Annotated in this window: 21 protein-coding genes, 1 tRNA gene and 2 pseudogenes; 11 read left to right on the forward strand and 13 right to left on the reverse strand. The window is 63.7% G+C overall.

Features of this window, described 5'->3' with window-relative positions:
• Positions 1-24 precede the first annotated feature (24 nt).
• Positions 25-441 (reverse strand): YraN family protein, encoded by a 417-nt coding sequence (locus tag WDB66_RS02905; RefSeq protein WP_489670810.1) that lies wholly within the window; start codon positions 439-441, stop codon positions 25-27.
• On the reverse strand, positions 416-2,230 hold the full coding sequence (locus WDB66_RS02910) for a penicillin-binding protein activator (RefSeq protein WP_339397011.1): 1,815 nt from the start codon (positions 2,228-2,230) through the stop codon (positions 416-418). The genes WDB66_RS02905 and WDB66_RS02910 overlap by 26 nt, the downstream gene beginning before the upstream one ends.
• Before the next feature lie 124 nt (positions 2,231-2,354).
• Between WDB66_RS02910 and rsmI the strand changes: the two genes are divergently transcribed.
• The gene (gene rsmI / locus WDB66_RS02915) at positions 2,355-3,200 is read left to right on the forward strand and encodes a 16S rRNA (cytidine(1402)-2'-O)-methyltransferase (protein ID WP_339397013.1); all 846 of its coding nucleotides are present in this window, start codon (positions 2,355-2,357) and stop codon (positions 3,198-3,200) included.
• 7 nt (positions 3,201-3,207) lie between these two features.
• Here rsmI and ybaK read toward each other — a convergent pair whose 3' ends face one another.
• Positions 3,208-3,687, reverse strand: a complete 480-nt coding sequence (gene ybaK, locus WDB66_RS02920) for a Cys-tRNA(Pro) deacylase (protein WP_339397015.1) — start codon at positions 3,685-3,687, stop codon at positions 3,208-3,210.
• A 63-nt stretch (positions 3,688-3,750) separates the two neighbouring features.
• Positions 3,751-4,443, reverse strand: a complete 693-nt coding sequence (locus WDB66_RS02925; protein ID WP_339397016.1) for an alpha/beta hydrolase family protein — start codon at positions 4,441-4,443, stop codon at positions 3,751-3,753.
• A gap of 364 nt (positions 4,444-4,807) precedes the next feature.
• Here WDB66_RS02925 and WDB66_RS02930 point away from each other — a divergent pair.
• Positions 4,808-5,119, forward strand: a pseudogene (locus WDB66_RS02930) (hypothetical protein); the annotation flags it as partial.
• Positions 5,120-5,350: 231 nt separating this feature from the next.
• On the opposite strand, the gene dxs reads toward WDB66_RS02930, so the two are convergent.
• The 8 genes from dxs to WDB66_RS02970 all read right to left on the reverse strand — a co-directional run bounded on the left by dxs (position 5,351) and on the right by WDB66_RS02970 (position 14,595).
• Positions 5,351-7,258, reverse strand: coding sequence for a 1-deoxy-D-xylulose-5-phosphate synthase (gene dxs, locus WDB66_RS02935; RefSeq protein WP_339397018.1), 1,908 nt, complete (start codon positions 7,256-7,258; stop codon positions 5,351-5,353).
• Positions 7,259-7,708: 450 nt separating this feature from the next.
• Positions 7,709-8,836: a hypothetical protein gene (locus WDB66_RS02940; protein ID WP_339397020.1), complete on the reverse strand. Its 1,128-nt coding sequence runs from the start codon at positions 8,834-8,836 to the stop codon at positions 7,709-7,711.
• 292 nt (positions 8,837-9,128) lie between these two features.
• The gene (locus WDB66_RS02945) at positions 9,129-9,785 is read right to left on the reverse strand and encodes an HNH endonuclease (RefSeq protein WP_487930692.1); all 657 of its coding nucleotides are present in this window, start codon (positions 9,783-9,785) and stop codon (positions 9,129-9,131) included.
• Between the two features lie 157 nt (positions 9,786-9,942).
• Positions 9,943-10,434 (reverse strand): GNAT family N-acetyltransferase, encoded by a 492-nt coding sequence (locus tag WDB66_RS02950; RefSeq protein WP_339397024.1) that lies wholly within the window; start codon positions 10,432-10,434, stop codon positions 9,943-9,945.
• Between the two features lie 183 nt (positions 10,435-10,617).
• Entirely contained in the window at positions 10,618-12,405 is a 1,788-nt protein-coding gene (locus WDB66_RS02955; RefSeq protein WP_339397026.1) for an acyl-CoA dehydrogenase C-terminal domain-containing protein, read from the reverse strand.
• Positions 12,406-12,430: 25 nt separating this feature from the next.
• Positions 12,431-12,910 carry a hypothetical protein gene (locus WDB66_RS02960; RefSeq protein ID WP_339397028.1) on the reverse strand — a complete coding sequence of 160 codons (480 nt, stop codon included), beginning with the start codon at positions 12,908-12,910 and terminating at the stop codon, positions 12,431-12,433.
• Between the two features lie 189 nt (positions 12,911-13,099).
• Positions 13,100-14,029, reverse strand: a complete 930-nt coding sequence (locus WDB66_RS02965; protein ID WP_339397030.1) for a hypothetical protein — start codon at positions 14,027-14,029, stop codon at positions 13,100-13,102.
• Complete coding sequence (locus WDB66_RS02970) at positions 14,026-14,595, reverse strand: DUF6932 family protein (protein WP_339397032.1); 570 nt, start codon at positions 14,593-14,595, stop codon at positions 14,026-14,028. Before WDB66_RS02970 ends, WDB66_RS02965 begins: the two co-directional genes overlap by 4 nt.
• Positions 14,596-14,889: 294 nt before the next feature.
• Here WDB66_RS02970 and WDB66_RS02975 point away from each other — a divergent pair, with 294 nt between their 5' ends.
• Positions 14,890-15,012 carry a hypothetical protein gene (locus WDB66_RS02975; RefSeq protein ID WP_339397034.1) on the forward strand — a complete coding sequence of 41 codons (123 nt, stop codon included), beginning with the start codon at positions 14,890-14,892 and terminating at the stop codon, positions 15,010-15,012.
• 441 nt (positions 15,013-15,453) lie between these two features.
• Here WDB66_RS02975 and WDB66_RS02980 read toward each other — a convergent pair.
• Positions 15,454-15,529 (reverse strand) — tRNA-Phe (locus WDB66_RS02980).
• Positions 15,530-16,255: 726 nt separating this feature from the next.
• On the opposite strand from WDB66_RS02980, the gene WDB66_RS02985 reads away from it, so the two are divergent.
• The 8 genes and pseudogenes from WDB66_RS02985 to WDB66_RS03020 all read left to right on the forward strand — a co-directional run bounded on the left by WDB66_RS02985 (position 16,256) and on the right by WDB66_RS03020 (position 24,238).
• The gene (locus tag WDB66_RS02985) at positions 16,256-17,377 is read left to right on the forward strand and encodes an MraY family glycosyltransferase (RefSeq protein WP_339397036.1); all 1,122 of its coding nucleotides are present in this window, start codon (positions 16,256-16,258) and stop codon (positions 17,375-17,377) included.
• A 166-nt stretch (positions 17,378-17,543) separates the two neighbouring features.
• On the forward strand, positions 17,544-17,894 hold the full coding sequence (locus WDB66_RS02990) for a MarR family EPS-associated transcriptional regulator (RefSeq protein WP_339397038.1): 351 nt from the start codon (positions 17,544-17,546) through the stop codon (positions 17,892-17,894).
• 20 nt (positions 17,895-17,914) lie between these two features.
• Positions 17,915-18,433 carry a transcription termination/antitermination protein NusG gene (gene nusG / locus WDB66_RS02995; RefSeq protein WP_339397040.1) on the forward strand — a complete coding sequence of 173 codons (519 nt, stop codon included), beginning with the start codon at positions 17,915-17,917 and terminating at the stop codon, positions 18,431-18,433.
• A gap of 165 nt (positions 18,434-18,598) precedes the next feature.
• Complete coding sequence (gene tviB / locus WDB66_RS03000; RefSeq protein ID WP_339397042.1) at positions 18,599-19,885, forward strand: Vi polysaccharide biosynthesis UDP-N-acetylglucosamine C-6 dehydrogenase TviB; 1,287 nt, start codon at positions 18,599-18,601, stop codon at positions 19,883-19,885.
• A gap of 25 nt (positions 19,886-19,910) precedes the next feature.
• A pseudogene (locus WDB66_RS03005) lies at positions 19,911-21,265 on the forward strand (UDP-glucose dehydrogenase family protein).
• A 135-nt stretch (positions 21,266-21,400) separates the two neighbouring features.
• Entirely contained in the window at positions 21,401-21,937 is a 537-nt protein-coding gene (locus WDB66_RS03010; protein ID WP_339397044.1) for a helix-turn-helix domain-containing protein, read from the forward strand.
• A 4-nt stretch (positions 21,938-21,941) separates the two neighbouring features.
• On the forward strand, positions 21,942-22,952 hold the full coding sequence (locus WDB66_RS03015; protein WP_339397046.1) for an NAD-dependent epimerase: 1,011 nt from the start codon (positions 21,942-21,944) through the stop codon (positions 22,950-22,952).
• Entirely contained in the window at positions 22,949-24,238 is a 1,290-nt protein-coding gene (locus WDB66_RS03020; RefSeq protein ID WP_339397048.1) for an oligosaccharide flippase family protein, read from the forward strand. The genes WDB66_RS03015 and WDB66_RS03020 overlap by 4 nt, the downstream gene beginning before the upstream one ends.
• Positions 24,239-24,339 lie beyond the last annotated feature (101 nt).

Consider the following 24,339-nt stretch of genomic DNA (forward strand, 5'->3'; position numbering starts at 1 on the left):
GGCGATGGCATGAAGTGAGGGGTGTCAGCCGGTGTCGTCGAGGGTGAAGGCGGCCTGGATCCATTCGATCTGCGGGGCTGGTCCGGCTTCGGTCAGCGCGACCACGTCGAAGCGGCAGGGCCACTGCGAAAACTGCGGATTGGCGGCAAGAAAGGCGTTGGCCGCCAGCGCGATGCGGCGGCGCTTGGTGGCGGTGACCGAGGCCAGGCCGCCGCCGAAGCGCGTATTGCGGCGCAGCCGCACTTCCACGAACACCAGGCTGCGGCCCTCGCGCATCACCAGATCCAGTTCGCCGAAGCGATAGCCGACATTGGCCGCGAGCGTCACCAGTCCGGCGCGTTCCAGATGTTCACGCGCGGCCGCTTCGCCGGCCTGGCCGATGTCGCGCGTGGCCATCTGCTGCTGTTCCGCAGGCTCAGGGCTGGCGGAACTGGAGGTCATCGCCGATCAGCCCGGCTTCGCGCACCGGCTGTACCCGGCCGCCCTGGAAACGTGCCCAGGCCGGGTTGCGCAGGATCTGGCCGAAGCCGTCGAAACGCAGCTGCCCGGTGGCGCCTTCCAGCACGGTCTGCGGCGATTGCGCCAGATGCCGGAAATGGCCGATCAGGTGAAACGCATCCAGCCCGAACGCGAACAGCCGCGCGCCGCCGCCATGGCTGCTGTCCAGCCCGCTCATCGCCTCACGCGTGGGCCGGCCGTCGACTTCGCTGATCAGCCACGGTGCTTCGGTGAACTCGATGCCGTCCAGTTCGCGGTCGAGCCGTGCATTGCCGGCGCCGGCGGTGATCTGCGACGTGGCGTAGATCGGCAGGCTGTAGATGCCGGCCACGCGCAGTTGCGGCACCAGCAGGCGCGCCTGCTCGGCGCGGCCGGTGAAGAAGATCGCATCGGCATTGATCTGGATGCGGTTCTGTTCGATCCGCAGATCGCCATCGGCGGCGACCGCCTGCGCACCGATCTGCGCGATCGCGCTGGACAGCGCCGGGCCGTAATTGGGCTGGTCATCCGGCAGGTGCGCAACTGCGACCACCTGGCCGCCACGCTGTTCGATGCGGCGTGCCAGCGCATCGGCGGCGCGCTGGCCGTATTCGTCGCTGCCACGGATCACCAGCACCCGCAGGCCGCCGCGCTCGGCGATGCGGTTGGCGGCGGCGATGCCTTCGTCTTCAGGCACCAGCGCGAAGCTCATGCTGCCCGGCGGCGGTGGCGTGGTGCCGCCACGGTTCAGCGCCAGCAGCGGCACCTGGCCTTCGCGATCCGCTTCGAACAGCGCCGCCACGTCTTCGCGCCCGAGCGGGCCGACGATGGCCTGGGCGCCGTCGGCCAGTGCCGTGCGATAGGCCGCCAGTGCGGTTTCCGGGCTGTTGCCGGTGGCGTAGATGCGCACGTTCGGGCGGCTACGGGTTTCTTCGTAATAGCCGGCGATGAAGCCATCGCGCACGGCCTGGGCGGCGGCCCCGAGATTGCCGTCCAGCGGCAGCAGCAGTGCGATGCGGGCGAACGGCTGGTAGCCATCGGCATCCATGCCGGGCAGGGCGTCGTCCAGCGCGATGTCGGTGTACGGGCGCGGCAGCGGCAGGCCGCGCGCGGTCAGCGCGCGTGCGGCATGCGGATACAGCGGGTGGCGGGCCGGCAGCGCGGCGGCGCCGAAGGCCAGCGCGTCATCGTCCAGCTGCATCAGCAGGGCCTGGATGTCGCGCGTGTTGATCGCCTGTTCTTCCGGTGACAGCGATGCGGCCAGTTCGGCCCGTGCGGTCGCGGCGAACAGCGGATTGCCGCTGGCCTCGGCGGCGCGCGCGCGCAGTTCCAGCAGGCGCGGGCGGTAGCGTTGTGCCAGCGTCGGCGCGGCCTGGTCCAGCAGTGACAGGGCCTGTTCGGGCTGCTGCCGGTGCAGTGCGATTTCGGCTTGCAACAGGCTCAGGCGTTGCAGTGCATCGGTGTCCAGGCGGCGGGTGGAGATGTCCTGCAGGATGCTGGCGGCGCGGTTTAGATCGCCTTCCTGGCGCCAGGCTTCGGCCGCGCGCAGGTGCAGGGCATCGCGCTGGTTGCGCTGGCTGGCGGCGGCATCGAGGAAGCCATGCGCGGCACGCGCGAAATCCCCGCGTTCGTAATCATGCTCGGCCTGGGCCACGGCGTCGGAGGTGGCACGGGTGGGCATCGAATCGCAACCGGCCAGCAGCAGGGCCAAGGCAAGCAGTGGCAGGAAAAGACGCGGTGCGGTTCGCGGCATGGCGGCGGGCTCATCGGGAAGGCAAGGGTAGAATGATACCCAATCGTTCCGTCGCGCCCGTGCCGCTACTTCAGGCCGGCCCGCTGTGCGGTGTTCTTCCGCTGTCGTCAGGAAACTTTCCCCGATGTCCGACTCCACGCCCGGCCGATTGCACGTGGTGGCCACACCCATCGGCAACCTTGGCGATCTTTCCCCGCGTGCGCTGGAAACCTTGCGCAGCGTCGATGCGATCGCGGCCGAAGACACCCGCCACACCCAGAAGTTGCTGGCCGCGTTCGGCGCCCGCGCCACGCTGATCGCGCTGCACGACCACAACGAGGCCGCGCAATCGGCGCAGCTGGTGGCACGGATGCTGGCCGGTGCCGATATCGCGCTGGTATCCGATGCCGGCACGCCGCTGATCTCCGATCCGGGTTTCCGTCTGGTGTGCGCCGCGCGCGAGGCCGGCATCGTGGTGACGCCGGTGCCCGGTGCCTGTGCCGCGATCGCGGCGCTGTCGGTGGCGGGTATCGCCAGTGACCGCTTCGTGTTCGAGGGCTTTCTGCCGAACAAGGCCACTGCCCGGCGCGAACGGCTGGAGGCCCTGGCGGCCGAACTGCGCACGCTGATCTTCTACGAATCCAGCCACCGCATCGCCGCCACGCTGGAGGATGCCGCCGCCGCATTCGGTCCGCAGCGCCACGCGGTGCTGGCGCGCGAGCTGACCAAGCGTTTTGAAACCGTGCTGGACGGCACCCTGCCGGAGCTGGTCGAACGCTTGGCACAGGATGCGGATCAGCATCGCGGCGAATTCGTGCTGATCGTCGAAGGCGCGCCGGAAGGCGATGACGATACCGTGCTGGTGCTGGGCCGGCGTGCGTTCTCGTTGCTGCGCGAACATCTTCCGCCCTCGCAGGCCGCGCGTCTGGCAGCGGAAATCAGCGGTGCGCCACGCAAGCGGCTGTACGCGATGGGCGACGAGGCGCCGTAATCCGGCTTCAGCCGCCGCTACTGATTGCGCCGCTGCGTGCATCCAGCAGTTGCACGATCACGCGCGGATCCAGTTCGATCATCAATCCGCGCTGGCCGCCATTGCACCAGATTGTCGGGTACTCCAGCGCGCTGTCGTCCAGCGCCACCGGCACGCGCTTTTTCTGTCCGAATGGACTGATGCCGCCGACGTGGTAGCCGGTGATGCGTTCGGCGCTGGCGGCCGGCATCAGGCAGGCGTGCTTGCCACCGAGGGTGGCGGCCAGTTTCTTCAACGCCAGTTCGCGCGCCACCGGCACGATGGCGCAGGCCGGTTTGCCATCCAGTTCCAGCATCAGGGTCTTGAACATGCGCGCCGGCTCAATGCCGGTGGCGGCAGCTGCGTGCTGGCCGATGTTGGCTGCGTCTGGATCGTAGTCGTAGGCGTGCAGGCGGTAGTCGATGCGCGCGGCATCCAGGCTGCGGGTGGCGTGTGTGGCGCGGCTCATGGCAAGACGGATTCCGGCAACGTGACCGTGCCGGAGCGGCACGGCCACAGTATGCCGCTGTCGCTATTGGATCAGGTTGGCCTGCAACACGGCGGTGTTGGTCAGCACGCCGAAATGCCCGGTGGCGAAGGTGTAGCTGGCGTTTTCTCCGGGCACGGTGGATGAGTGCACGCCGCCGACGGTGCACACGCCGGTGGAGCAGACGATCTGGTCGATGTTGGACTTGATCGAATAGGCGCGCGAAGCGGGCTTCTTGCCGGCCAGGCTGTTGAGCAGCGGGCTCTTGATCGACAACCCCTGCGAGCCGCAGGTGGAGGTCCACACGTTCCACGGATAGCTGCCGCACGACCACAGACCGCGATACGCGCCGGCGATGCCGACGAAACTGTCGACGTAGGATTTGAGGCTGTATTTGTTGATCTGGTGCGCAGCCAGCGTCACGCCCATCGAGTGGCCGATCACGTCGATCTTGCCGGTACAGGAGCTGGCGATGGCGTCGATCAGCGCATTCTTGATCGGAGTTTCTTCGCTGCCACTGTGATCGTTGCAGGCCGGGCAGGTCTTGCTGCCCCAGTTCGGTCGGAAGATCTGCGAGGCGGCATAACCGCGCACACGCAGCTCGTTGTAAGTGTTGTCGAAGTCGGCGGGTTTGCCGGCATTGCCGTGCACCAGCACGACGTTGTCGACACAGGCGGCTCCCGCGCTTGCCGCCCACAGCATCGCCGCGCCGAAGATGGCGGCCAGGATCGTCTTCATCGGTTTTCCTCCCCAGGATCGCGCCGGAATCGGATGTCCGGTCGCAATGCGACGCTACCCCGGTTTGATGCGCGGCGATGCTGTACCAAAGTACCAGTGGCGCTCGTCGTCGTCGCCGTGCGGGCGAGCGCGCAGGGTAAAGGGCATAAGCCGCCTACCAGTGGTTATTTGGCCGCAGCGCCGCTTCTGCCTAGCGTGTGAAGATTGCGCGCCAGTGTCTGTGCCGCTGGCGCGATCCGTTATCCAGCCCCGTGAACCGATGAGCATTCTTGCCGACTTCCCCGCCGCAATCGGCCATACCCCGCTGATCCGCCTGAAACGTGCTTCCGAACTGACCGGCTGCGAGATCCTGGGCAAGGTCGAATTTGCGCGCGCGCCGATCGATCTGGCCTGGTCGATCCCCGATGCCGAATCGGTGCCGCTGCTGCATGCGCTGCTGATCGAGGAAGGCTGGAACGTGGGCGGCTCCTCCGGCGTCAACCTCGCCGGCGCGATCCGGCTGGCACGCGAACTGGGGCCCGGGCACGTGATCGTCACGGTGCTGGCCGATCCGGGCACGCGTTATCAGGCCAAGCTGTTCAACCCGCCATTCCTGGCCGAACGCGGCATCCCGGTGCCGGACTGGCTGCGGCCGGCCCGAATCCGGCAACCGCAGCGATGTCTACCGCAAGGGTGACGACGGGTTGTGGGTGCTGCATCCGTTCGCGCCGGAGCAGGGCGTAGCGTTCCCCTGCCTGGATGTGCGGATCGATGCGGAGACGCTGTTCGCGCAGGTGGATGAGGGGCCGGAGCAGGGGCGGCTGTAGTCCAATGGATGGGGCGATATTGGATGGCTGTCGGATCCGCCGCTCCGCGGCTTGATCCGACCTAACTTGTCGAGGCTGCTTTTCTGCTTGCCGGGTGACGCTCAGGCCGAAGCCACCTGCTGCGTCGCGGTGGGCTGCAACTGCGGCCAGCGTTTCAGGATCGCGGCCTGCACGCCATCGATATCCAGCCCGCACTGTTCCAGCAGCTGCTCACGGCTGGCGTGGTCGAGGAAGGCGTCCGGCAGGCCCAGCTGCAACATCGCGGTGGTGATGCCTTCGGCGGCGAAGAACTCGGCCACGGCGCTGCCGGCACCGCCTTCGACAGCATTGTCTTCCAGCGTCACGAAGCCTTCGTGGTGGCGGGAAAGTTCGCGCAGCAGCTCGGCATCCAGCGGTTTGACGAAACGCATATTGACCACGGTCAGATCGAGCGCGCGGCCGATGGTTTCGGCCACCGGCAACAGGGTGCCGAAGGATAGGATCGCCAGCGAACGGCCGCGACGGCGCACGTCGGCCTGGCCGATCGGCAGTGGTTCCAGCCCGGCTTCCAGCGGCACACCGGGGCCGGTGCCGCGCGGGTAACGCACCGCGGCCGGGCCTTCGTGCTGGAAACCGGTGGTCAGCAGGCGACGGCATTCGTTTTCGTCGGCCGGCGCCATCACCACCATGTTCGGGATGCAGCGCAGGAACGACAGGTCGAAGCTGCCGGCATGGGTGGCGCCATCCGGACCGACCAGACCGGCGCGATCGATCGCGAACAGCACGTCCAGATCCTGCAAGGCCACGTCGTGGATCAGCTGGTCGTAGCCGCGCTGCAGGAAGGTCGAATAGATCGCCACCACCGGCTTGGCGCCTTCGCAAGCCATCCCGGCGGCCAGCGTGACGGCGTGCTGTTCGGCGATGGCGACATCGAAATAGCGTTCCGGATATTCCTGCGAGAAGCGCACCAGGCCGGAGCCTTCCCGCATCGCCGGGGTGATGCCCATCAAACGGGTATCGGCAGCGGCCATGTCGCACAGCCAGTCGCCGAAGACCTGGGTGTAGGTGGGTTTGGCGGGGCCGGGCTTGGCCACCACGCCGACGCTCGGATCGAACGGACCGACCGCGTGGTACTGGATCTGGTCGCCTTCGGCCAGTTCGTAACCTTTGCCCTTGGTGGTGATGATGTGCAGCAGCTGCGGGCCCTTCAGACCCTTGAGTGTCTTCAGCGTGGCGACCAGCGCCGGCAGATCGTGGCCGTCGATCGGGCCGGTGTAGTGGAAGCCCATCTGTTCGAACAGCGTGGACGGCACGAACATGCCCTTCCAGTGTTCCTCCCAGCGCCGCACGAAGCGCGCCGGGCCACCGTGCTTGTCGCCGAGCAGCTTCTTGCCGCCCTCGCGCAGGGCGTTGAGGGTGCGACTGCCGGACAGGCGGCCGAGCATCTTGGTCAGGCCGCCGACGTTTTCCGAGATCGACATGCGGTTGTCGTTGAGCACCACCAGCATGTCCGGTTCCGGCTCCATGCCGCCGGCGTGGTTCAGCGCTTCGTAGACCATGCCTGCGGTCATCGCGCCGTCGCCGATCACGGCCACCACCTGGCGCTCCTGGCCCAGACGCTGCGCGGCCACCGCCATGCCCAGCGCGGCCGAGATCGAGGTGCTGGAATGGCCTACGCCGAAGGTGTCGAACGGGCTTTCGTCGCGCTTGGGGAACGGCGCCACGCCGTCCTTCTGCTTCACCGTGTGGATGCTGTCGCGGCGCCCGGTCAGGATCTTGTGCGGATAGGTCTGGTGGCCGACATCCCAGACGATGCGGTCTTCCGGCGTGTCGTACAGGTAATGCAGCGCCACGGTCAGTTCGATGACGCCAAGACCGGCGCCGAAATGGCCGCCAACCTGGGCGACGGTATCGATCAGGTGGCCGCGCAGTTCGGCGGCGATGGCAGGCAGGTCCGTTTCCGGAAACTGGCGCAGATCAGCCGGAGTGGCGATGCGCGAAAGGTGCGGGTAGCGGGTGGAATCAATCATGTCAGGCCCAACTGTGAAACGGGATTGTCACGCCCCGGCGTGGCGGGGGCAAGGCGGCAGCGGGCGCGGTGCTGCACAGGTTCAGCCCGGATCGGGCAGGAACGGGTGGTTTGGTGGCAGTCCGCATGGGGCTTGATGCTGGATGCAGGCGCCAGATCCGGCCTCGCGCGGCAGGGCGGGAGCGACGCATCGGCGTGGCTGGGATGGTGCGGCGAGCCGGGCCTGTGTCGCGCGTCGGTCGCAGGAAGGTTTCAATGTCGGAGCGGGTGTTGCAGCCCAGGTAAAGTGCTGATCCGGTCTCGCAACGGTGTCCCGGAAAACGCCGGAATCGGGTTTCCCGAAAACCTGCGAAAGAGCCGGGTCAGCGGCTCAAACCGCTGTCGAAAGCCGGGCGCGGCCCTTTTCGCTGTTGAGCGCCGTCCGCGTGCAGGCAGGCAGCTCCGATGCGTATCAGCGCGCGCCGCGCAGCCGTTCCAGCAGACCTTTCTGTGCCGCCGCCGGTGCTTCGGCGGTACCGGCGGCGCCCTCGATCTCGGCATGGCCGGAGACCAGACTGGCGGTGATGAAGTCATTGACTTCGGCAAGCTCCGCACCGCTTTGCTCGGCAATCTCGGCCGGGGTCTGGAAGCCTTTCATCATCGTCGTGGCGATGCGGAAATGCTTGGGGAATTCGCGTTCAATCTGCGGCCACTTGCCGAGCTTGTAGCGTGCCTCCGGCGCACCCCCGGGGATATTGCCGTCGCCACCACCCAGCGCCGCCAGCCACAACAGACGGGCCAGCGGCTGATGGCCGAGGCTGGCGCGCTGCGCGTCGAATTCGGCGGCCGGCACCGGCTTGAGCGCATTCGGCGGCAGGTTGATCTGGGTGTGCGGCAGCAAACCCTTGATCGAACTGCCGGCCAGGAAAATCTTCTGCGAAACATCGAACAGCAGCGGCGGTACGCCGGGCAGCTCCAGCCGGCGCGGGCCATCGTCGGCCTCGCCAGCGAGCAGCACATCGATCAGCTTGCGTGCTGCCGGTGCTGCCGGTGCTGCCGGTGCTGCCGGAGGAACGGGTGTTTCCGGCCGGGCTGGTGCTGATGGCGAAGCGGGCGCTGCCGCTGCTGAAGCCGTCGCCGCCGCCGTCGCTACCGGGGCAGGTGCGGCAGAGGCCGCAGCTGTGGAACGGGCAGGTGCCGCCGCGGAAGGAGCTGGCGAGGATGCGGGTGCCGGCGGCGTCGCGGGCCTGGCGGGTGCTGCGGACGCAGTTGCGGCAGGTGCAGGCGCACCGCCAGACAATTTCTGCAGCAGGCGCGTCATCGCATCCGGCGATACCGGGCGCTGCAGCACGTGGTCGGTATCGGCCTTTTCGCCGGTGGTCAGTGCGACCACGGTCTGGCCGGTGTTGTGCGAGCGCAGCCAGGTCATGTGGCCGTACAGCGTGTCGACATCGATCACCAGCACGTCGGCGCTATCGGCATCGGAGGCCAGCAGCCAGCGGTTGCCGGCGCGCCGGCTGACATCTTGGAACAATTTGCCCAGTTGCTCGGCGTCGGACGAATCCATGCCGGTGAAGAACACCGTCGTTCGATTGCTCACGCATTTCCCCCTGCGGTCCCTGCGCCGTGCCGGCCGGTGATGCGGCCTGATCGAGCGGGGGACGTCTTGTTAGATGTTGTGTCGTGGCCGGGACGAGGACCGCAGATCGGGCCCGCGCTGGCTTGGCGAACGCAAATTGTTGGTGATACGCGGGTTTGCGTCAATCAGCAAGGTGCTGCGATGAGGTTTCCGTGCCTACCCGCCGCGAGCGGATGGCGTCGGCGGCGGGGCGCATCCGGGTCGGCGGGCCTGTTTGATGTGGCGTTGCAGGTGGCGGCGGGGCAACGACGATTCAGTGACCCGGCAGCGCGCCGCGTGGATTCTTCTTCGGCAGGTGGCTGCGCAGGAATTCCATCTGGTCGGCCAGGATGTTGCGGTTGGACAGGATCAGATGCTCCACCCAACTCGGGCGATACGGCACCGCCAGCAACGGCATATGGGCCTGGGTCGGGGTGCGGCCGCCCTTGCGGGTATTGCAGGGCAGGCAGGCGCTGACGACGTTTTCCCAGATGTCCTTGCCGCCTTGCGAGCGTGGCACCACGTGGTCGCGGGTGAGCTGGTAGCGGGTGAGCTGGCGGCCGCAGTACAGGCACAACTGCGCATCGCGGGCGAACAGCGCGATGTTGGTCAGCGCCGGTGCCGGCGAGATCGCGCAGGCCCGGGCGCGTCCGCGCGAGGCGACGATAGGGTGCAGGTCCATCAGGCTCTGCTGACCGGAAATCCGGTTGATGCCGCCGCGCAGCGTCAGGCACGGGTCGCCCAGGGTCCAGGCGACTGCATCGCGGGCATACAGATGCGCGGCTTCGCGCCAGGAGATCCAGTCCAGGATGCGGCCGTGGGCGTCCAGTGACAGCACGCGCGGCAAATGACGTTCGTTGCCGGAAGGGAACCGGCGCACGTTTCCGGCGCTGGGGCCGGGTGTTGGACTGGAGATGCTCAAAGTGGCCATTTGATGCCCGAGCATAAACCAGGCTGGTTACGAAATGATCGATTTCTGGCGATTTTTTTGCCAGATGCCGTGGCAAGGGTGGTTCAACCCACACCAAGCCTTGGCCCGGCGGCCCGGCCAGGCGCAACCTGTTGGCATCAGCGGCTCGTCGCGCAGGTCAGCGCAGCGGCTTGATCAGGCGCAGCATGTCGGTTTCAAAGCCGGCGCGCCGGTACAGCCGCAGCGCCTGCTCGTGCTCCGGGAAGGCGAACAGTTGCAGATGCGCGCAATGCTGTTCGCGGGCGAAGTCCTCCGCCGCTTCCAGCAGCGCATGTGCCGCGCCCTTGCCTTCGTGGTTGGCGGCCACGGCCAGATCGGCCAGATGCGCATTGCGCGTGCCATCGACCGAATCGGTCACCAGCCGCAGCCGCGCAAAGCCGACGCAATGGCCGCCGCCGTCTTCGGCCACCAGCACCACGGTGCCGGCGGGAAGCTCTTCCAGATCCGTCGCGATATCGCGCCGCAAATGCGCCAGATAACTGTTGCGCTGGCGGAAGCGCGGCAACGGTGCCTGCGCGAACCGCGCGCACAGCGCCAGGATGGCGTCATCGTCGGCGGCGGTGGCGGCACGGACCAGGTAGTCGGAAGCATCGGCGTCGGACGGGCGCATGGTGGTTCGGCAGTGATGGGGACCCCATCACTATGCGCCGCTTCGCGCCAAAAAACTGTATGGAGCAGGTTTCTGGTGTCGTGTTAGCGACGGACCTCTTGGGGTTGCCGCCATGGATGGTGGCAACAATAGAAAAACCCGGCGCATGGCCGGGTTTTCAAAGGTCTGGCAAGGCAGTGTCTTTCAGAAATCCTCAACCGCCATCGCCATCAAGTTGTCGGCACCACTGAGGATCGCGGCGGCGTGCGAGTGGGTGCGTGGCAGGATGCGCTGGAAGTAGAAGCGTGCGGTGTCGCGTTTGGCGCGCTTGAAGGCTTCGGGCTGGTTGCCAGCATCGGCGGCGGCGACGCTGCGCGCCCACCAGTAGGCCAGCACCACGTAGCCGGAATAGAACAGGTAATCGACCGAGGCGGCGCCGATTTCCTCCGGGTTCTGGCCGGCACGCTTGCCGATTTCCAGCGTCAGCTGCTGCCAGTCCTGCGCCGATTTGGCCAGCGGTGCGATGAATTCGGTCATCGCCGGGTTCTGCGTATGCGCGGTGCAGAACTCCACGATCATCGTCAGGAAATGCTTGAGCCCGACGCCTTGGGTCTGGAGCGTCTTGCGGCCGAGCAGGTCGAGTGCCTGGATGCCGGTGGTGCCCTCGTAGATCGTGGTGATGCGGGTATCGCGCACGATCTGTTCCATGCCCCATTCGCGGATATAGCCGTGGCCGCCGAAGCATTGCAGCGCGTGGCTGGTGGCTTCCACCGCCCACTCGGTCAGGCAGGCCTTGATGATCGGGGTCAGGAAGGAGAGCAGTTCATCGGCGTGCTGGCGGGTGGCGGCATCGTCGCTGCGCTCGATCACGTCCAGCAGGCTGGCACCGTGCAGCGCCAGTGCGCGTGAACCTTCGGACAGCGCCTTGCAGGTCAGCAGCATGCGCCGCACGTCCGGATGCACGATGATCGGATCGGCCGGCTTGTCCTGCGCCTTGGGGCCGGTGGGTGAGCGCATCTGCAGGCGGTCTTTCGCGTACGCCAGGGCGTTCTGGTAGGCGCGGTCCATCAGGCCCAGGCCCTGCAGGCCGACGCCGAGGCGGGCCGAATTCATCATCGTGAACATGGCCGCCAGGCCACGGTTGGGTTCACCGATCAGCCAGCCTTGCGCGCCATCGAAGTTCATCACGCAGGTAGCCGAGCCGTGGATGCCCATCTTGTGCTCGATGCTGCCGCAGCGCACCGCGTTGCGTTCGCCCTGTACGCCGTCGCGGCCGACCTTGAACTTGGGCACGATGAACAGCGAAATGCCCTTGGTGCCGGCCGGTGCATCGGGCAGACGCGCCAGCACCAGATGGATGATGTTGTCGGTCAGATCGTGCTCGCCGCCGGTGATGAAGATCTTGGTGCCGGTGACCGCGTGGCTGCCGTCGGCCTGCGGTTCGGCACGGGTTTTCAGCATGCCCAGATCCGAACCTGCGTGCGGTTCGGTCAGGCACATGGTGCCGGTGTAGCGGCCTTCGACAATCGGGCGCAAGAAGGCTTCGCGCTGCCATTCCTCGCCGTGGTGCTTGAGCGCCTCGGTGGCGCCGTGCGAAAGCAGCGGGTAGTTGCCCCAGGAAAGATTGGCCGCGTCGACCATTTCCTTGATCGCCGAACCGATGGTTTCTGGAAGATTCTGTCCGCCCCAGGCTTCCGGTGCGGTGAGCCCGCCCCAGCCGTTTTCGACCCACTGCTCGTAGGCGGCTTTGAAGCCTTGCGGGGTGCGCACGCTGCCGTCGGCCGGATCGAAATGGCAGCCTTCGGCATCGGCGCTCTGGTGCAGCGGCGCCAGCACTTCCTCGACGAAGCGCGCGCCTTCTTCCAGCACCGCGTCGACCAGTTCGGCGGTGACGTCCTGGCTGCCGGGCAGGCGGGCGTAGAGGGCGGGCAGTTCGAGCACATCGTGCAGCGCGAAGCGCAGGTCGCGCAGCGGGGCGGAATAGGCGTTCATCGGGTTCCTCGGATCGGTTGAAAGGTCAGCGCATCACGCCTGACAGGCCCGGCACCGGCCACAGCTGGCCTTCAAAGGTGAAATCGTCGCGGCGCTTGTCCGGCTCGCTGCTTTCCAGCGTGCCGCGCAGCTCGTAACGCACGCTGCGGCCGTCATCGAGCGCGGCCCTGACGCGCGCTGCGGCTTCGCTGGAGGGTTGCAGTTGCAACTCTTCCACCTCGGCATTGAACGGGCCGATCGCCACCGGCGGCACCAGCTGCATGCCGCCGGCCTCAATGCCGTCCACCAGCAGCTGCGCCGACACGTTCGAGACGGTGTGCGGCACATTGCTGAAACTCTGGATGCGCAACTGGATCAGCCAGCTGCCGTCGGCCTGCAGCACCAGTTCCTGCACGCTGGCATTGGGCGCGAACACGCGCTTGCGCGGGCCGTTGCTGCAGGCTGCCAGCAACAGCACCAGGCACAAGCCCATGACAATCAAAGGAAAGGCGGTTTGCCGCTTCATCGTTCCATTCCCCCGCGTACGGATGTGGTCGCGGGATGATAGCGGCAAGCGGCGGCAGGATGACTGCGTGCGGTGCATCCAGACAGTAGGTCAGCTTGGCTTTCCAGCCGACTTCAGACCTGAATGCGTTGCCGTCAACCTGGCGTCACTGCTTGTCTGACAGCGCCTGCGCTCTTGCGTCATTCGCCCTCAACTGCTCGCCGGCACAGCATCTGCGGCCCAGTGTGGAATCTGTGTCAGGAGGAAGCGCGGGCGACCATTGCCAATCTGCGTTCGCATAGCCTCAACGCGCACACGCTGGTGCAGGTGGTCGTTGAGTATTTCAACGTTGCCCACTTGGGGCGAAATTTTGCCGCGCACGATTTCGTTGCTGCCTGACAGCTTGAACTCGAAGCTGCGCGCCACCGGCAACACGCCGACGAATTCGCCCTCTAGCGTTTCCAGACTTTCGTGCAGGTTGTCGGCGGCCAGACGCTCCAGACTGCGCCGCACCTGTCCAGGGTCAGAGAAGCGCATGGCCTTGTCGCCGTATTGCAGGGTGCAGATGGCTTCGTTGTCGGCCAGCACGCGCAGGAAACCACGTACCTTCTCCAACGCGCGAGGGTCGGTTTCCGAGGCGATGTCGGCCAGTTCGTCATCCTGTCCCAGCGTGGCTTGTAACAGGCTCTGGGTGCGATCCAGCGCGACGGCGACGGCGCTTTCATCATCCAGCAGTTCCTGCGCGCGGTATTCCTCCAGGTCGAAACCAAACGAACCGATAGCGGTGTTGGTGATCAACAACTGGTTCTGGTCACGGTTGGGGATCGGGCCCATCGCCGCCAAAGGTGCGGACAAGGATGCAGCCACGGTCGCCACCGTGTCGGTGAAACTGCTCACGGCCTTCATGCCGAAGTCGGCAAAGATGCCGTGACTGTCGATCACCGGCAGGCCGTTGAAGGTCAGGCGGGCACGGGCAGGACTGCGCCCGTCCGCAGGCAAAGCCGCCAGTTCGGCTTCGATGTTACGTAGCCGCGCTTCATCGCTCATCCGGGTCAGGAGCGCTGTGGTGGGCGTTTTTGGCAGCATCCGCTTAACGGTTTCGCGCTCGGCCAGCAGGAAGTTGCGTTGGTCTGTGTTCATGGCTGCGCCCCCAAAGCGTCTTGCTGATTCAAATACTCGGTGGCCTGCTGGTCGTGTGCCGGGTTCAAGTCGACTTCAAGATACCCTTTCCAGGCCTGATTGCGGCGGTGCGACCACATGCTGTACCAGTAGGCACTGCGTTCGACCAGCTCATTGGCAGGCAGGTTCAGGTCAACGAAGTAGCTGTCCACTTGGAAAGCCCGCTTGGCCGCTTGATTGTCCAGCGCGGCAATTTGCTGTTGTGTTGGCGTAAAACCGGCAGGTGGATTCAGGAATGTGACCACATCCATGTCCTGCGGTGGGCGGTTTTCCAGCATTTCCACCTGCTCCAGAAAACTTCCGTCGAGCCATTGGAAGCCATCGGTCAGGCCCATGCCGTGCAAGGTTGCGCGATAGACCAGCCAGCCGCGCAGGACTTGCCGGCGCTGCGGCAAGGTGGCGAAGCGCACCACCACATCCGTCAGCACCACGCGGTACGGCGAACGCTCGACACTGGTCGGGTTCAGCACGTCGATGGGTGGCAGTAAGCCATGCGGATTCCAAGCGGGGATGGCGACGGTGCTCATGCGACGGTTTCCATGGGTTCGGGTTCTTCGGTTTTCACCGGCATCCTGCCGGTGAGCAGATCTTGCACCAGGTCGAACTTCTGAGATTTCAACCCGCTCAACATAGCCCCTTCCGAGGGTAACTGCCGCAGTGCATCCGCTCCAGTGCGTAGCGGGTGAGCAGTAGGTTGAAGTCGAGCTTTTCGGCGCGGGCCTTGTTGAGCAGTCGGGCGCGAACCGACGCGGCGATGTTGCGCCCGCTCTTGTCGGGCGCTGACCCGCGACGAAGTACGCGAGCTGGAAGACAGGCCGGCGATGGGCGGCAATGCCAGCGTGCTGACTGTGCAAAGCGCCATGACCACGCTGGACAGTATCGGCACCGCGTCCGATGCGGAACGAGCCCGTGCGGCGCTTCAGGGCTTCCTGGGCGCTGCCTGATCGCAGAGGCTTGCCGGCACCCAGGTACGCCACCCGATGCCCGGCCACTGCGCCGGGCTTTTTCTGGGGTGCGGGTCGCTGGTGCATCCTCTCAACGTTCGCTCAACGCTTTTGAGGGGCTACGAAGGGGCTTCCGCCTGCTGTGCGGTCTGATCCGCCTGGACGATGCCACGGCAATGACGGTGTAATGCCACGGCAGTACCGAGCGAGAGTCGGACGCCACACAGATGCGCAGTGACGCCGCCGTGCGTACTCACTGAGGACTCACGGAGTGCACATGTGCAGATGCGACGGCAACAGGGAACTTCGCCTTGACTGCCGTTATAGCGTGGTACAAATGGGCACCAAACGGTGCACCAAGTGCGGGATTCGCGAAAACGGAGAGGCGATCCGACATGTCATGCGAATCGCTGAAAGCGTTACGGGGTAAGGCTTTGGGGATGGTGGCCAAGGACGGAATCGAACCGCCGACACGGGGATTTTCAATCCCCTGCTCTACCAACTGAGCTACTTGGCCTTGCTGCCGGAACAACCGTGGTGGCTGCCGGCCCGCGCGGTGGCGGGAAGCAGGCTATTAGATCGGTTCGGCCAGAAAAGGTCAAGCCTTGGTGGCGAGGCTGCTGTGTCCAATCGCTGTGGGCCTTTGTTCCGGCGATGAGCGACCCCGCCAGACAGCGAGGAGTTGCACTTGGGAAGCCTCAGGTCAAGTCTTTCAACGTCATCCCGGCGGCTTGTTCAGGCGTTCCTTGGGAGGCCTGCCAATGCACCAAGATCAGCGGAGCAAGCCCTTGGGGTGGGCTTTGCTGGGATCTGACTTGCCAGCGATCAGGCGGCGGGGTTGCAGGGAAAACCTCATCGCGGGCAAGTCCTGCCGCAAGCGCAACAAGCTGGGCAAAGCAACGCCCAACGCGGGGCAGGGCGAATCCTGTCATGCAAGCCAGGTGGCTGCATGCTGATTGGCGTTCGAGGAGCACCGTTCAAATGCCTGCTCACGCCTGGCGGAGAGCAGCTTCATGCAGCTGGTGTATTGGGTCTAATCAGTTGCAACTTTGTAAAAGTTTGAGCCGAGTCACTGTTTCTCTCGATTTCACACGAGCTTGTGATAAAGTCCGCCCCGCTGGAAGGGATCGAATTAACCCTGAAGGCATGGCTGAAGTTGGCTTAGATGGAGCTGGGTGGCGTCAGAACAGGCATTGCCGGCTCTGACCCAACCTGGAAGCTATTCAGAAACAGGGGGCGTCAAATGTCACCGATGTTGCAAACAGCAATCGGCGGCGCGGGCACGTTTGTGCTGGCAGTGATTTTCATTGTGCTGCTGTTGCCGCATGCCGGGCGATTGGGTCTGGTGGATCATCCCGCTGGTCGTAAAGCACACGCACAGTCAACTCCGGTAATCGGCGGTCTGGCCATGTTGCTGGCCTGTGCGCTGACGTTCGTGCTGCTGCCTGGCGATCCTGGCCGGGCTTCGATCGGGTTTGGATTGGCCGCGATCCTGATCACCGTGGTAGGCGCGGTTGATGACCGGTACGACATCCCCTGGCATCAGCGCATCGTGGCCCAGATCATTGCTGCGCTCATCATGATCTATGTGGGCGGAATCCGAATCGAACAGGTCGGCAACGTGTTCGGGTTCGGATCATTCGATCTGGGTGTGCTCTCGGTGCCGTTCACGGTGTTCGCCACGGTGGGCATCATCAACGCGGTCAACATGATCGATGGCGAGGACGGTTTGGCCGGTTCCTTGGTGCTGGCGGCGCTCGCCATGATGGGAGCAGCAGCGCTCTATTCCGGCAACGACACCGTGTTCTTGCGGATCGGGTTCATCATGGGTGCCGTGGCGGGCTTTCTGCTCTTCAACATGCGCCTGCCTGGGCGTGCGCAGGCACGGATCTTCATGGGCAATGCCGGCAGTGCACTGCTCGGACTCACCATCGCCTGCTTCGCCTTCCGTTTGACTCAAAATCCCGGCCACCCGGTCGGGCCGATCCTGGCGCTCTGGCTCATCCCGATTCCGATCATGGATTGCCTGGTGTTGATGGTGCGCCGGATCCGGTCGGGGCGTTCGCCCGCAGCCGCCGACCGTGGACATATCCACCATTTGATGCGCCAGGGCGGCTTCAGTGTTTCCGCTACCGTTTTCACCCTGGTTGGATTCAGTCTTGCTACTGGCCTGTTGGCGGCCGTGGCCCTGTTGCTGCATGTGCCACAACTGCTGCTGGCGCTGGCTTTCGTGCTGATGTCCCTGGGCTATTACTGGTTGACCTCGCGCACGGACCGGGCAGTGGCGTTCTTCAGCCATCTGCGCTGGCCGCGCAAGACACAGGTTGAGTGCCGAATGGCGGATACGGATAAAGCGCAATCCTGATTGCACGTACAGGCAGCGGGCGGGCAGATGCAATCAGGATGCAACGGTGCACAGGCAGATTGATCCGGTAATGACCTCACTGACGACAGGCATGGCTTGCCAAATCCGCACCTGGTCGCTAGCCTGCGCTGGCCGTTCAATCATTGAACACCCTGGTCCGGCGAGCATGTCCAACGACGAACTCGATATCGCCATCATGCGCCGGCTTGCCGATCATCCACAGGCAAGCCAGCGTGAATTGGCACGTGAGACAGGCGTGTCGCTGGGGAAGATCAACTACGTGCTTCGCGCATTGATCGACAAAGGCTGGGTCAAGGCCGGGAGCTTTGCCCGCAACCCGGAAAAGCTCGGCTACGCCTACCTGCTGACACCACGCGGCATCGAGGCCAAGGCCCGAATGACGCGCGCCTTTCTCGCCCGCAAGGTGCATGAATACGACCGCTTGCGCGCCGAGATCGAAGCTCTTCGAAGCGAGCTTGATGCCCCTCGGGACACCTCTTCACCGGAGCAGATGTAATGCGTGGAGGGGAGGGGGGCTTGCGATGGTTCTGCGTGCACACAAAAGCCCGTGCCGAAGCGCAGGCGCTGGAGCACCTGTCACGCCAGCAGTTCGCATGTTTCCTGCCACGCATCCGCCAGATGGCATCGGGAATACGCAAGCGCGAGTCAAAAGCCCGGGTGGAGCCACTTTTCCCGCGTTACCTGTTCCTGCAAGCCGACCCGCTGGCGCAGGACCTTGCGCCGGTTCGATCCACTCGCGGTGTACTTGGGCTGGTTCGTTTTGCCGATCAGCTGGCGCAGGTGCCTGACGACATCATCGGCCGTCTGAAGCAGGACACCGGCCCGGATGGCGTAATCGAACCCATGCCACCGAGTTTTCAACCAGGTGATGGGGTGGGCATCGTTGACGGCCCGTTGGCGGGTTTGCGCGGTGCTTATGCCCATGACAATGGTCAACAACGTGCCATCGTGCTTCTGCACCTGCTGGGTGCCGAGCAGCGCGTGGCGGTGCCGCTGGAATTTTTGCAACCTCTCGGAGCAATGCCTGCCGGCTGACGTAGCGCAGGTGCTCGGTTTACAACCAGATAATGCGGGCTTGCGGAAATGCCCTTTGCAATCGCAGGGCGGTAGCGTGCCAGATTGCAGCCTGGCGCCCGACCTGTCACCGGGTCACGCCAACAGCCCTTCCATACCTCACTTCATCCTCAAACTGCCAACCCAATGACGCTCACCATTCCTGATCCCCAGACCACCCGCATTGCCATCGTAGGGCTGGGCTATGTCGGCCTGCCACTGGCGGTGGAGTTCGGCAAGCAGTACGACACCATCGGATTCGATATCAACACCGCCCGAATCCAGGAGCTGCGCGCCGGCCATGACAGCACCCTGGAAGTGGAGCCGGAATTGCTTGCCCAGGCCGCGCGCCTCAGCTTTTCCAGCGAACCTGATGGCATTGCCGACTGCAACGTTTACATCGTCACCGTGCCTACGCCCATCGACAACGCTCGACGTCCGGATCTGACTCCGCTGCGTAAGGCCAGCGAGTCCCTTGGCAAAGTGCTCCGGCCCGGTGATACGGTGATCTACGAGAGCACCGTGTTTCCCGGGTGCACCGAGGAGATATGCGTACCGATTTTGGAGCAGGCGAGTGGTTTGACCTTCAACAAGGATTTCTTTGTTGGCTACAGTCCGGAACGTATCAACCCGGGTGACAAGGAACACCGGGTCACCAACATCCTCAAGGTGACTTCTGGTTCCACTCCGGAAGCGGCGGATTTTGTCGATGCCTTGTATGCCAGCATCATCAATGCAGGTACCCACAAGGCCCGCAGCATCAAGGTCGCTGAAGCCGCCAAGGTCATCGAGAACACCCAGCGTGACCTGAATATCGCACTGGTCAATGATCTCGCCATCCTGTTCAACAAGCTCGGCATTGATACCCTGGAGGTGCTGGAGGCTGCTGGTACCAAGTGGAACTTCCTGCCATTCCGTCCTGGTCTTGTCGGTGGCCATTGCATCAGCGTGGATCCGTACTACCTCACCCACAAGGCGCAGGAAGTTGGCCACCATCCGGACGTGATCCTTGCTGGTCGGCGCACCAACGACGGCATGGGCGGCTACGTGGCCGACCAGACCATCAAGCTGATGCTGCGCAAGGGAATCAACCCGGTAGGGGCACGTATTCTTGTGCTCGGGCTGGCCTTCAAGGAAAACTGCCCGGATCTGCGCAATACTCGAGTGGTGGATATTATCGAGGCTCTGCGTGGCTACAATACCAGCGTGGATATCCACGACCCATGGGTCAGTGCCGAGCAAGCCCTTCAAGAATATGGCATGAATCTGATTCAGCCACAGCCCGAAAGCTACGATGCCGTCGTCGTTGCTGTTGGGCACGACCAGTTTCGTGCTCTCGGTGGTGAAGGTATTAGGGCATTCGGCAAGCCCGACTCCATCGTGTACGACGTGAAATATGTGTTGCCTATCGACGTGGTGGATGGGCGCCTGTGATCCGAACCGGTACTGGAGTGTTTGAATGAAAGTCACTATTTTCGGTACGGGCTACGTTGGCCTCGTCACCGGAACATGTCTGGCCGATGTTGGCCATGTCGTTACGTGCGTGGATATTGATCAGGCCAAGGTCGATGGGCTCAATAGAGGCGTCATCCCCATCTACGAGCCAGGCTTGGAGTCCATGGTCAAAGCCAACCATGCCGATGAGCGCCTGCATTTCACCACTGCCGCTGTCGACGCGGTCAAGGATGGTGGCATTGTCTTCATTGCCGTGGGAACGCCGCCCGACGAAGACGGCAGTGCCGATCTGCAATACGTGCTTGCTGTGGCGCGCAACATTGGCAGGCATGTGCAGAAGCCGGTTCTCGTTGTCAACAAGTCCACCGTGCCGGTTGGCACCGCCGACAAAGTCCGCGCCGCGATCGCCGAGGAACTGACCGCACGCGGCACCGACATCGCCTTCAGCGTGGTATCCAATCCGGAATTCCTGAAGGAAGGCGATGCCATCAACGATTGCATGCGCCCGGACCGCATCGTCATCGGCAGTGATGACGAGCAGGCGATCAAGACCTTGCGCCAGCTCTATGCTCCCTTCAATCGCAACCACGACCGCATCGTCCCCATGGACGTGCGCTCGGCCGAGCTGACCAAGTACGCCGCCAACGCCATGCTGGCGACCAAAATCAGCTTCATGAACGAGATCGCGAACATCGCCGAACGTGTCGGCGCCGACGTGGAAAACGTGCGTCAGGGCATCGGCTCGGACCCGCGCATCGGCTGGCACTTCATCTATCCCGGTGCCGGCTACGGCGGCTCCTGCTTCCCCAAGGACGTGCAGGCGCTCACCCGCACCGCCCAGCAATGCGGCATGCGCCCGCAATTGCTGGAAGCGGTCGAGGCCGTCAACGATGCGCAGAAGAACCATCTGTACGAACTGATGCTGCGCCATTACGGCAACGCCGACGCCCTGCGCGGCAAGACCATCGCCGTCTGGGGCCTGGCCTTCAAGCCCAATACCGACGACATGCGCGAAGCCTCCAGCCGCCGCCTGCTCCAGCACCTGTGGGACGCCGGCACCCGCGTCCGTGCCTACGACCCGGAAGCGATGGAGGAAACCCGCCGCATCTTCGGTGATCGCTCCGACCTGCAACTCTGCGAGACCGACCAGCAAGCCCTGGACTGTGCCGACGCCCTCGTCATCGTCACCGAGTGGAAGCAGTTCCGCAGCCCCGACTTCGCCCGCCTCAAATCCCGGCTTGCCACGCCGTGATCTTCGATGGCCGCAACCTGTACGACCCGACGCTGGTGGAAAACGCCGGCCTGGCCTACTACGGCATTGGGCGTGGTCGCTCGGTGCGGTTTCCACGCAATGGCTAAGCGCAAAGACAGGCGGTTGAAGGCGGAAAAGTCCGCTCTCGAAACGCAAGCTGCCGCTCTCATCGATGCAGAGAAATTCAGTGCGCTTGCGCCCACTGAATTTGATAACCCCAACGACCTCCCAAGAGCCGACCCATGACACAAGCCAAGGCTGAAATCGCCGCCATGTTCGAGGAGGTCTGGAACGATGCCGACTTCCATTTCGATATCAAGGCCCAAGAGGTTGCCATCGATCTTGCCCGCGCACTTGAGGAGGCAGGCATGACCCGCGTCCAGTTGTGCGAAAAGCTTGGTTGGCAGCCCAGCCGCATGAGCAAGGTACTGGGTGGTGGCGCCAACCTCACTCTCAAAACCCTCTGGCAGCTTTGCGGTGCCATAGGGCTGGAATACGATGTGGTTCTGCGCACGCCCGAGCAGGATCGGGCCGCCCAGCCTTGGGAAGCTCGTCATCTGGGCAGCGATATCCGCCGCTTGCATAGTGGGGCGCAACGCAACCATGCTCACAGCCAGTTCCTGTTGGAGGCAGTGCGCCACGTCAATCAAATGGCGTGGCTGCGTACTGCGCATGTGCGCCATGTGGCCGGCTCGGGTCGCGTTGCCTGGACTTTCGCGGGATGGAAAAGCAGCAAGTGGCCGCAGATGCCACAGGCAAGGAGTGCTGAGGCATGGTGAACGCATGAAAATCCTGGTCACCGGCACTGCCGGCTTCATCGGCTCCCACGTTGCCATGCGCCTGCTTGAACGAGGCGACGAGGTGATCGGTCTCGACAATCTCAACGATTACTACGATGTCAGCCTGAAGAAGGCGCGGCTGGCGCGGATCCAGGGGCAACCCGGCTATACGCATGTGCATGCCGATCTCGCTGATCGCGAGGTTATCGAAACAGTCTTCGCCCACCACAAACCACAGCGTGTCATCCATCTTGCTGCCCAGGCCGGTGTGCGTTACGCCGCACAAAATCCGCATGTGTACGTCTCCAGCAACGTCACCGGCTTCTTGCACGTGCTGGAGGGCTGTCGCCATCACGGCGTGGAACATCTGGTGTTCGCTTCGACCAGCTCGGTTTATGGCGCCAACCGCAGCATGCCGTTCTCCGAACACCAGCCTACCGAACACCCGCTTACCCTCTACGCCGCCACCAAGAAGGCCAACGAGCAGATGGCGCACAGTTACGCCCATCTGTACGACATCCCCTGCACCGGGTTGCGCTTCTTCACCGTCTACGGCCCTTGGGGCCGGCCGGACATGGCGCTGTTTCTGTTTACCAAGGCGATTTTGGCTGGTGAACCGATCAAGGTGTTCAACCACGGCCACCACAAGCGCAGCTTCACCTACGTGGATGACATCGTCGAAGGTGTGATCCGCACCCTGGACAGGGTTTCGACCAAGGATGAAGGCTGGCGCGGCGAGAGCCCCGATCCCGCCACCAGCGGCGTCGCCTCATACCGTATCTACAACATCGGTAACGAACAGCCGGTGGAGTTGCTGCGATACATCGAAGTGTTGGAACAGTGCCTGGGTCGCAAGGCGCAGATGGAGATGCTGCCGTTGCAGGCGGGGGATGTGCCGGATACCGAGGCGGATGTGTCGGCGCTCAGCACCATGGTTGATTACCGACCTCAGATAGGGGTGGATGAAGGTATAGCACGGTTCGTGGAGTGGTACCGGGAATACTACGGAGTATGAGACGTCTCTCTTCGTGGGTCCGAGGACAACTCAAGTCCGAGTTCCGCCGCAACGCGGCCTGGTATACCGGCTTGACTGGGTTTCAACGCATCGCGGCGATGGTTCAGACCATATTGATTGCCCGCGCGCTCGGGATTACCGAATATGGTGTCTACGGGCTACTGTTTGGCACGATCGGCTTGGTCGCTTCGACGGCGGGCCTGCAGATGGGTCTGACAGCAACCGTTTTTGTTGCTCGCTACAAGCAAGATGCGCAAGCCAAGGTCGCAGCCGTAATCTCTGTGGTAAGCCGCTTCGGCTGGATGGTTGCAGGAGCGATCTTGCTCTTGACAATTCCCTTTACAGAAAACATATCCGAATACCTGCTGCAATCATCTTCCTATCAACTGGCCGTATTGCTAGGTGCCGTATTTGTCGGCGCATCCATCGTCAGCGGAATTCAGAACGGTGTGGCGCAGGGGCTTGAGCTGTTCGGGCCAATTGCCAAGGTGAACGCCGCCACAGCATTGCTGGTGCTGTTCAGCATAGTTCCTGCCGGCGGCCACTTCGGACTCACTGGGGTGTTGCTGGTTACCCTCGGAGGCGTCGTTCTCAAGTTCGCCCTTCTGAACGGAGTGATTCGTCGCAAGCGGTCGGACCTCTCGGTTCCGAAGAGGGGGGAGGGTGTTTCCTTTAGTACGTTGGTGTCGTCCTTCGCCCTACCGGGAATGTTGGTGAGTTTGGTGGTTGGGGGAGTCACCTGGTTCGGGATGTTCATCCTGTCGCGACAGGATTCAGGTTTTGAAGGGGTGGCGGTGGTGAACGCGGCATTGCAATGGCGCGGCCCGGTCTTGTTATTCCTGTCTGCGATCAGCGCTGTGGCAATCCCAAGGTTCAGCCGCCTGCATGCCACCGGCGATGGGCAGCAGTCGCACCAGTTGCGCCGGCGTCTTGCATTGCTCAATTTCGCGATCGCCACGACTGTTGGGTTGGCAGTGATTGCTGGTGGGGGAACGATCCTGGGTCTCTATGGCCAAGAATTCTCTGGAGGGCGGATGGCGTTCAGTCTGATCGTTCTGTCCACCATTCCGATGGTTGTGGCCAATGTCTATATGCAGGAACTGGTTGGGGCCGGGAGGATGTGGCGCCAGCTCTGGATGCATGGCCCGTTTCTAACAATCCTGTTTGTTAGCCTGCTGCTTCTGGTTCCTATGTATGGAGCGTTTGGGTATGCCCTTTCGACATTTTTTGGTGCTCTGGCGTTTTTTGTACATGTCGTGACTAAGGGCAATGTGAGCGAACGCTGAACTGCAGGGTTTTGAGAGTACAAGTTGCGCGAGTGTATGTATTTAATGGTGGAGTCACTGCAAGCATACAGTATCAAGCAATAACTACCTCTATTTTTTTT

It is taken from the genome of Denitratimonas organivorans, assembly GCF_037478135.1.
Classification (GTDB): domain Bacteria; phylum Pseudomonadota; class Gammaproteobacteria; order Xanthomonadales; family Xanthomonadaceae; genus Denitratimonas.